Origin of the sequence: Streptomyces sp. PA03-1a, assembly GCF_033792805.1 — a bacterium.
Lineage (GTDB): Bacteria > Actinomycetota > Actinomycetes > Streptomycetales > Streptomycetaceae > Actinacidiphila.
In genome coordinates, this window is the sequence record NZ_JARAVO010000359.1 from 1 (window position 1) to 6549 (window position 6549).

Annotated in this window: 5 protein-coding genes; 4 read left to right on the forward strand and 1 reads right to left on the reverse strand. The window is 77.0% G+C overall.

All coding sequences use genetic code 11. From position 1 onward, the window contains the following. The 4 genes from PV341_RS42765 to PV341_RS42780 form a co-directional block, all read left to right on the forward strand. The coding region (locus tag PV341_RS42765) for an SCO2322 family protein (RefSeq protein WP_500360688.1) at positions 1–344 on the forward strand (344 nt) is incomplete at its 5' end. A gap of 785 nt (positions 345–1129) precedes the next feature. Next, positions 1130–2239, forward strand: a complete 1110-nt coding sequence (locus tag PV341_RS42770; protein ID WP_500322395.1) for a CbiQ family ECF transporter T component — start codon at positions 1130–1132, stop codon at positions 2237–2239. After that, positions 2236–3849, forward strand: a complete 1614-nt coding sequence (locus tag PV341_RS42775) for an ABC transporter ATP-binding protein (RefSeq protein ID WP_500360689.1) — start codon at positions 2236–2238, stop codon at positions 3847–3849. Before PV341_RS42770 ends, PV341_RS42775 begins: the two co-directional genes overlap by 4 nt. Beyond that, positions 3801–4721, forward strand: coding sequence for an ECF transporter S component (locus tag PV341_RS42780; RefSeq protein ID WP_500360691.1), 921 nt, complete (start codon positions 3801–3803; stop codon positions 4719–4721). The genes PV341_RS42775 and PV341_RS42780 overlap by 49 nt, the downstream gene beginning before the upstream one ends. A 285-nt stretch (positions 4722–5006) precedes the next feature. Here the strand turns inward: PV341_RS42780 and PV341_RS42785 are convergent, their stop codons facing one another. Then, positions 5007–6176, reverse strand: coding sequence for a steroid 3-ketoacyl-CoA thiolase (locus tag PV341_RS42785; RefSeq protein ID WP_499511615.1), 1170 nt, complete (start codon positions 6174–6176; stop codon positions 5007–5009). Positions 6177–6549 lie beyond the last annotated feature (373 nt).

Here is a 6549-nt window from a genome sequence, read left to right on the forward strand (position 1 = left end):
GCACCAAGCGCGTCGCCCTGCTGCTCGACTTCGGCACCGCCGCCGGCGCCCCGGCCGCCCGCACCGCCTGCGCCCGCGTCCCCGCCGACGCCACCTCCGCCGACGCCCTGGCCGCCGTCGCGCCCCCGCTGCGCTACAACTCCGCGGGCCTCGTCTGCGCCATCGCCGGCTACCCCGCCACGGGCTGCGGCGAGCAGGTCACCGACGACGCCGCGCCCCCCGCGCCCGCGCCCGCGCCCTCCTCCGGTCCCGCGCTCGGCACGTACGGCGCCGCCGCCGTCGTCCTCGTCGTCGCCGCGGCCGCCACCTGGCAGGTCCGGCGGCGCCGGAGCGACCGCCCGTGACCACCGCCACGCCCCTGCGGTGGACCAGCGGCGCGCCGGTCTCCGGACCGCGTGCCCTGCGGGCCCTCGCCCTGCTTGCGCGGCTGCGCCCGCACAACCGCGACGACCTGACCGGCCCGGCCGCCCGGCCCCGGCGGACGGACCTCCCCTCTGCCGACACCCCCGCCGAACCGCGCACGGGCGATGCGACCACCGCGCAGGCCGAGGTATCGGGCGCCCCCGCCCCACTGCGTCCGCGCACCCGGGAGGACCTGGCAGGCCCGACGGCGCCGGAGCGACCGCCCGTGACCACCGCCACGCCCTCCCCGCGGCCCGGCGCCGCCGCCCTCCCCTCGCGCGCCGCCAGGGCCGCGACGCAGGGCGAGGATCCGCGGTGCCGACGCCACCGCGCCGGCACCGCCGGACCCGCGGACGGTCCGACCGGCACGCCGGCCACGGCAACGCGGACCCAGCGGGACGACACCCCCCTGGGCAGCGCCGACACTCCCCTCCACAAGACCGGCGAACCACGCACGGCCACCGCACCCCACGCGCGGGCCGCGACGCAGCGCCACGGCCAGTCGGCCGCCCCGGCCATCCGCCCCGGCGGCGCGGCAGCACGGCTCCTGGGGGACATCGCCCCCGGGGGCGGCGCCGGCGAACCGCCCACGGGCCACGCAACCGCCCTGCCTGGCGCGGCAACCCGCCCCCGACAGGTCCTCACACCGCCCGCCGGGGGCGACCACCGCACCCTCCCCCGCAGCGCGGAAGGCGGCGGCTCCGCCCGCTTGCGCGCGCTGCTCCGGCTGCCCGACCGCACCAAGGACGCGGGCACGGAGGGCGGACGGGCGGGACGGAGGCGCGGGCCGCACGCGGGGGCGTGGTGGCTGTGGGCGCTGGGGCTCGCCACGGCCGCGTCGCGGACGACGAATCCGGCGCTGCTCGCGCTGCTCGCCGCCGTCGCCGGATACGTCGTGGCCGTGTGCCGGGTGCCGGACGCGCCCTGGTCGCGGTCGTACGCCGCGTTCCTCCGGCTGGGTCTGGTGGTCATCGCCATCCGGCTCGCCTTCGCCGTCGTCCTGGGGTCGCCGATCCCGGGCACGCACACCGTGGTGTCCCTCCCCGAAGTGCCGCTGCCCGACTGGGCGCGGGGCGTCCGTCTCGGCGGGCGGGTCACCGCCGAGGGGCTGTGGTTCGCCTTCCGGGAGGGCATGAAGCTGGCCACGCTCCTGGCGTGCCTCGGCGCCGCCAACGCCCTGGCCAACCCCGCGCGGCTGCTGAAGTCGCTGCCCGGCGCCCTGTACGAGGCGGGCGTCGCCGTGGTCGTCGCGATGACGTTCGCGCCGCACCTGGTCGCCGACGTCCGGCGGCTGCGGACGGCCCGGAGGCTGCGGGGCCGCGCGGACAAGGGCGTACGGGCGCTGCTCCAGGTCGGCCTGCCCGTGCTGGAGGGCGCGCTGGAGCGTTCCGTCGCCCTCGCGGCCGCCATGGACGCCCGCGGTTACGGCCGTACGGCCGAGGTGCCGCCCGCCGTGCGCCGGGCGACCGCCGCGCTGACCCTCGGCGGGCTGCTCGGGCTGTGCGCCGGCACCTACGCGCTGCTGGCCGCCGCGGGTGCCGCGTACGGCCTGCCCCTGCTGCTGGCCGGTCTGGCCGCCGCCGCCGCGGGGCTGCGGCTCGGCGGGCGCCGTTCCGTCCGCACCCGCTACCGTCCCGACCGCTGGGACGCGACCGCGTGGCTGATCACCGCCTCGGGCGTGGCCGTCGCCGCGCTGACGATCTGGGCCGCCGGGGCCTCCCCCGCCGACCTGGATCCGCCCGTGGTGCCGCTGACCGCGCCGTCGCTGCCGCTGTGGCCCGCGGCCGCCGTCCTGCTGGGGCTGCTGCCCGCGCACCTGAAGGGAGCCCGCCCGTGATCCGCTTCGAGCAGGTCTCCGTCACGTACGCGGGCGCCGCGGCGCCCGCCGTCGCCGGTGTCGAGCTGACCGTCCCCGAGGGGGAACTCTGCCTGGTCGTCGGGCCCTCCGGCACCGGCAAGTCCACCCTCCTTGGCGCCGTCTCCGGTCTGGTGCCGCACTTCACCGGCGGCGTCCTCACCGGGCGGGTCACCGTCGCCGGGCACGACACGCGCCGCAACAAACCGCGCGAACTGGCCCATCTGGTGGGCACCGTGGGCCAGGACCCGCTCGCGCACTTCGTCACCGACACCGTCGAGGACGAACTCGCCTACGGCATGGAGTCGATCGGCCTCGCCCCCGACGTGATGCGCCGCCGTGTCGAGGAGACCCTCGACCTGCTGGGTCTGGCCGACCTGCGCGACCGCCCGATCAGCACCCTCTCCGGCGGGCAGCAGCAGCGCGTCGCCATCGGTTCCGTCCTCACCGTCCACCCGCGGGTGCTGGTGCTGGACGAGCCGACGTCCGCGCTCGACCCCGCCGCGGCCGAGGAGGTGCTCGCCGTGCTGCAGCGGCTCGTCCACGACCTGGGGACGACCGTGCTGATGGCCGAGCACCGCCTGGAGCGGGTCGTGCAGTACGCCGACCAGGTCGTCCTCCTCCCGGGCGGGGGCGCCGCCCCGGTCTCCGGTCCGCCGGCCGAGGTCATGGCGCTCTCGCCGGTGCGTCCGCCGGTCGTCGCGCTCGGCCGGCTCGCGGGCTGGTCCCCGCTGCCGCTGTCGGTGCGCGACGCCCGCCGCGCCGCCGCCCCGCTGCGCGAACGCCTCGACGGCCGCACCCCGCCCGCGCCGCCCGCGCCCGCCGCGGGCGAGCCCGTCGCGGCCGTGGCGGGACTCACCGTGCGCCGCGGACGGCTGGAGGCGCTGCGCGGGGTCGACCTGACCGTACGGCCCGGCGAGACCGTGGCCCTCATGGGCCGCAACGGCGCGGGCAAGTCCACCCTGCTGTCCACCCTCGCCGGGATGCGGCCCCCCACCTCGGGAAGCGTGACCGTCGGCGGGCTGGAGCCGTCGCGCACCAGGCCCGCGGAGCTGATCCGCCGCGTGGGCCTGGTCCCGCAGGACCCCCGGGACCTGCTGTACGCCGACACCGTCGCCGCCGAGTGCGCCGCCGCCGACACCGACGCCCGCGCCACCCCCGGCACCTGCCGCGCCCTCGTCGGCGAACTGCTGCCCGGGGTCGCCGACGGCACCCACCCGCGCGACCTGTCCGAGGGCCAGCGCCTCGCGCTCGCCCTCGCCGTCGTACTGACCGCCCGGCCCCCGCTGATCCTGCTCGACGAGCCGACCCGCGGCCTGGACTACGCCGCCAAGGCCCGTCTCGCCGCGCACCTGCGCGCCCTGGCGGCGGACGGCCACGCCGTCGTCCTCGCCACCCACGACGTCGAACTCGCCGCCGAACTCGCCCACCGCGTCGTCGTCCTCGCCGACGGCGACCTCGTCGCGGACGGCCCCACCCCCGACGTCGTCGTCTCCTCGCCCGCCTTCGCCCCGCAGGTGGCCAAGGTGCTCAGCCCGCTGCCCTGGCTGACGGTCGGCCAGGTCGAGGCGGCCCTGGCGGGCACGGCGTGACCGCGCGTCCACCGCGCGCGGTCCGGCTGGGCCGCCGGGCCGTCGTCGCGCTGACGCTTGTCTCGGTGATCGGCGTCGCCGCCTTCGGCTGGCCGCTGCTCGCCGAGCCGGACTCGGGGCTGGCCCACAGCGAGGACGCACCCTGGCTGTTCGCGCTGCTGCTGCCGCTGCTGCTCGCCATCGTCATGGCGACGATCGCGGACGACGAGGAGGGCCTGAGCGCCAAGTCCGTCGCCATGCTGGGGGTGCTGGCCGCCGCGGGAGCGGCGCTGCGTCCGCTCGGCGGCGGCACGGCGGGCATCGAGCCCATGTTCTTCCTCGTCGTGCTGTCCGGCCGGGTGCTCGGCCCCGGCTTCGGCTTCGCGCTGGGGGCATTGACGATGTTCGCGTCGGCCCTGCTCACGGGTGGGGTCGGGCCGTGGATGCCGTTCCAGATGCTCTCGATGGGCTGGGTGGCGCTCGGCGCGGGCCTGCTCCCGGGCGCCGGCGGGCTGCGCGGCCGGGGCGAGCTCGTCCTCCTCGCCGGCTACGGGGCGGTGTCCTCGATCGCCTACGGAACGATCATGAACCTGCAGGGCTGGCCGTACCTCGGCGGCATGTCCTCCGGGGTCTCCTTCGTGCCGGGCGGTCCGCTCCCCGACAACCTCGCCCGCTTCGCCGCGTACTGCCTGGCCACCTCGCTCGGCTGGGACGTCCCGCGCGCCGTGCTGACCGCCGTCCTGGTCCTCACCCTGGGCCCGTTCGTGCTGCGCGCCCTGCGCCGGGCCACCCGGCGCGCCGCGTTCGGCGCACCGGTGGCCTTCGTGGACGTACACGGTGGCGGGGACGGGAGCGGAGACGGCGCGTCGCGCGTGCCGCCTCAGGCACGCTGACGGGCCGGCGCCGCGAACCAGCGCGCGCGACGCGGGGCGCCGAGCGCAGGAACGCGCCGAAGCCGTCGGTGTCGCCGGGGTCGGCCGGCGCCGCCCGCACGCCGTGCGCCGCGAGGTCGGCGCGGCAGCTCCCGCTGTTGCCGATCGGCACGTCGCGGGTCCCGCTCGCGGTGTGCGGCCGCACCGGCACGGCCGGCCGCCCGTCGCAGCTGCCGTCGGCCCGGTCCCTGGCCCGGCGCAGCGCCCCGGCGCAAGGCCCCGGCGCGCTGCCCGCGTCCCGCCGGCTCAGATCCGCTGGATGATCGTGCCCGTCGCGAGCGCCCCGCCCGCGCACATCACGATCAGCGCGAACTCCTTGTCCGCGCGCTCCAGTTCGTGCAGCGCGGTGGCGATCAGACGGGCCCCGGTGGCGCCCACGGGGTGGCCGAGGGCGATCGCGCCACCGTTGACGTTGACCTTCTCCAGGTCCTGGTCGAAGACCTGGGCCCAGGACAGCACCACCGAGGCGAAGGCCTCGTTGATCTCGACGAGGTCGATGTCGTCCAGCGTCATGCCGGCCTTGCCGAGGACCGCGCGCGTCGCATCGATCGGTCCGTCCAGGTGGTAGTGCGTGTCAGCGCCGACCAGCGCCTGCGCCACGATCCGGGCCCGCGGGCGCAGCTTCAGCGCCCGCGCCATCCGCTTGGACGCCCACATCACGGCCGCCGCGCCGTCGGAGATCTGCGAGGAGTTCCCCGCGGTGTGCACGGCCGTCGGCATGATCGCCTTCAGCCCGGCCAGCGCCTCCATGCTGGTGTCGCGCAGCCCCTCGTCACGGTCGACCAGCCGCCACATGCCCTGGCCGGCGAGTTGCTCCTCCTCCGTCGTGGGCACCTGCACGGCGAAGGTCTCCCGCTTGAAGCGCTCCTCGGCCCAGGCCCGCCCGGCCCGCTCCTGCGAGATCAGCCCGAGCCGGTCGACGTGCTCCCGGGTCAGCCCGCGGCGCCGCGCGATGCGCTCGGCCGCCTCGAACTGGTTGGGCAGGTCCACGTTCCACTCGTCCGGGAAGGGCTTGCCGGGCCCGTGCTTGGAGCCGCTGCCGAGCGGCACCCGCGACATGGCCTCGACGCCGCAGCCGATGCCGATGTCGATCACCCCGGCCGCGATCATGTTGGCGACCATGTGGTTGGCCTGCTGCGAGGAACCGCACTGGCAGTCCACGGTCGTCGCGGCCGTCTCGTACGGCAGCCCGCAGGCCAGCCAGGCGGTGCGCGCCGGGTTCATCGACTGCTCCCCGGCGTGAGTGACCGTACCGCCGACGATCTGCTCCACGGCGTCGGGCTGGATGCCGGTGCGGCCGAGCAGTTCGCGGTACGTCTCACCGAGCAGGTAGGCGGGGTGCAGATTGGCGAGCGCGCCGCCGCGCTTGCCGATGGGGGTGCGTACAGCTTCGACGATGACGGGTTCAGCGGCCATGTACCTCGTCCTCTCCTCGGCCGCGGGGCGTCCCGGCGCCCACGGCAGAACTAGTACGCGTTCTAGTTCCGCCCAGCAGTCTGATTACCGGCGGTACGCGGGCGCAAGGGTCGTGCACCAAGCCGGCCGATCCGCACCGTCACGGGCCTTGCGACTTGCAGGGGCCGGAGCTACCGTCCACAGGCACATCTGATGGAGCGTCAGCAAGCGGTGCGCGGGGACGTCCGCGGGCCGCCGCCCAGGGAAGCCCCGGAGACCACCACGGAGACATCCGGACCAACCGGATCACGACCCGGACCACGACCCGGACCACGCCGGACCACCCGGACCAGGAGCCGCCGATGTCCGCCACGCCGCCGCCCCACTCCTGCCC

Bases quoted from the DNA above. Each gene is read 5' to 3' on its own strand.
- PV341_RS42785 (WP_499511615.1), bottom strand. From the start codon at position 6,176: ATGGCCGCTGAACCCGTCATCGTCGAAGCTGTACGCACCCCCATCGGC.